We start from the raw sequence: 2217 nt of genomic DNA, 5'->3' as shown, positions 1-2217 counted from the left end.
GCGCTGGCATATTGGTGAAAGAATGGCGAGGAGTGAAAGTGCCTGGGCACGTCACGGATATACTTGATTTTGTGAAAACTATAACTTGAGTTTCTAAATCATTGAATTCTAAAAAATTATTCCATGGAAAGCCGTTTGAGGAAAAGGTCTTAGGCCTTCTCAAACGGCTTTTTTACTTTGCGATTTAACGATTTTCTACAATCTAGACATAGCCGTTCCTCTTTTTACATGTATTTTGTTGTTTTTTAAGGTTGTTTCACTGGTTGGTCTGGTTCGTTTTTATCATAACGAACTATTTTTTCATCACTAAAGCGAGGTTTTTTATGCCCCTACCAAAACTACCGACCAAACCCGCTGCCCTACTCTCCGTTCAGGATTACCCCAAAGCGGAAGTTGGCAAAACCGTCAAGCCGCGCATTGCAATCGTGGAACCAGTTAACCGCCCGGTTCGTACTGCGCCAGTAGCAAAACTGATAACCGCTCCAGCACCACAAGCGCGTAATAAGCCAGTTCAGACTCGCCCCGTTGAGAGCCGTAAGACCGATAAAGCACCAAGCGATAACCCGCGCTCAGTAGTAGATAAAACCGTTAAATCGACAGAAGGTCGTCCCAAATCAAGTACCAGCCGTGCGGCTGATAAGTCAGGCGTAACAAAACTGTTTGTGCTCGATACCAACGTATTAATGCATGATCCAAGCTCATTATTCCGTTTCGAAGAGCACGATATTTACTTGCCGATGGTGACGTTGGAAGAACTCGACAACCATAAAAAAGGCATGTCGGAAGTTGCGCGCAATGCGCGTCAGGTATCCCGCTCGCTTGACGCACTCGTAGGTGACGTAGTCGATGACCAGATTGATCATGGAATTCCGTTATCAAAACTAGGTAATAAGGACGCGAAGGGTCGCCTGTTTTTCCAGACCAAACTTCAAAACGGAACACTCCCTGAAGGCTTGCCTGTCGGCAAAGCCGACAATCAGATCCTGGGCGTGGTGCGCGCACTTGAAGCCGAGACACCAAGTCGGCCGGTGGTGCTGGTGTCCAAAGACATCAACATGCGCATTAAGGCCCGCGCTATGGGTCTTCCAGCAGAAGATTATTTCAATGATCATGTATTGGAAGACACCGATCTGCTGTACTCCGGTATTCAGCAACTACCGGATGATTTCTGGATCAAGCACGGCAAAGGGATTGAGTCGTGGCAGGAAAACAAGCTCGGAACCGGCTATACCTTTTATCGTCTGACAGGTCCTTTGGTCCCCTCTCTACTGGTTAATCAGTTCGTATTTATCGAGCCGAAAAACGGTGAAGCTGCGTTCTACGGGCAAGTTACGCAGATCAATGGCAAAACCGCTGTGCTGCAATCGCTACGCGACTACGCGCATGCAAAAAATAGCGTGTGGGGCGTCACGGCACGTAACCGCGAACAGAATTTCGCCCTGAATTTGCTGATGAATCCGGAGTGTGATTTTGTCACATTGTTAGGACAAGCAGGTACTGGAAAAACGCTATTAGCATTAGCCGCAGGTCTGGCCCAGGTGCTGGAAACCAAAACCTATAACGAGATTATCGTTACGCGTGTCACGGTGCCGGTCGGTGAGGATATAGGTTTTCTGCCAGGTACAGAAGAAGAGAAAATGGGTCCGTGGATGGGTGCATTCGACGACAATCTCGAAGTGCTCAACAAATCGGACTCCGACGCGGGTGAATGGGGCCGTGCAGCAACGCAAGACCTGATTCGCTCAAAGATCAAAATCAAGTCGCTTAACTTTATGCGTGGTCGGACCTTTGTTAATAAGTTTTTGATCATCGACGAAGCACAAAACTTGACACCAAAACAAATCAAAACATTGGTAACTCGCGCAGGTCCGGGAACCAAAATTATTTGTTTGGGCAATATTGCGCAAATCGATACGCCTTATCTGACCGAAGGTTCCAGCGGCTTGACTTACGTCGTTGATCGTTTCAAAGGTTGGTCGCACAGTGGTCACGTTACATTGGCACGCGGTGAAAGGTCACGTTTGGCAGATCACGCGAGTGAAGTATTGTAATGCCTGTAAGTTAAGCTATCCGGGCCAAGAAGGTGGGTTCAGTAGTATATAAAAAGGGAGCAATTCAATTGAATTGCTCCCTTTTTTATTAGGGCGTGTTGACATATAAAACGCTGTTAACTTTTTCCAAATTGTGTTTACATTCTAGATTTTAAAGAATGCATGC

1 protein-coding gene is annotated in these 2217 nt (G+C 46.8%); it reads left to right on the top strand.

Translation table 11 applies throughout. The features are described 5' to 3' along the window. Positions 1 to 323 precede the first annotated feature (323 nt). Positions 324 to 2051 carry a PhoH family protein gene (locus QN379_RS23310; RefSeq protein WP_322238417.1) on the top strand — a complete coding sequence of 576 codons (1728 nt, stop codon included), beginning with the start codon at positions 324 to 326 and terminating at the stop codon, positions 2049 to 2051. Positions 2052 to 2217: the final 166 nt, after the last annotated feature.

This window comes from Glaciimonas sp. Gout2, assembly GCF_035018905.1.
Lineage (GTDB): Bacteria > Pseudomonadota > Gammaproteobacteria > Burkholderiales > Burkholderiaceae_D > Glaciimonas.
Note: the sequence above shows the minus strand (reverse complement) of the source record. Positions and strands in the feature narration are given on the sequence as shown.

Coding starts and splice junctions, on each gene's coding strand:
- QN379_RS23310 (WP_322238417.1), top strand. CDS start 324: ATGCCCCTACCAAAACTACCGACCAAACCCGCTGCCCTACTCTCCGTT.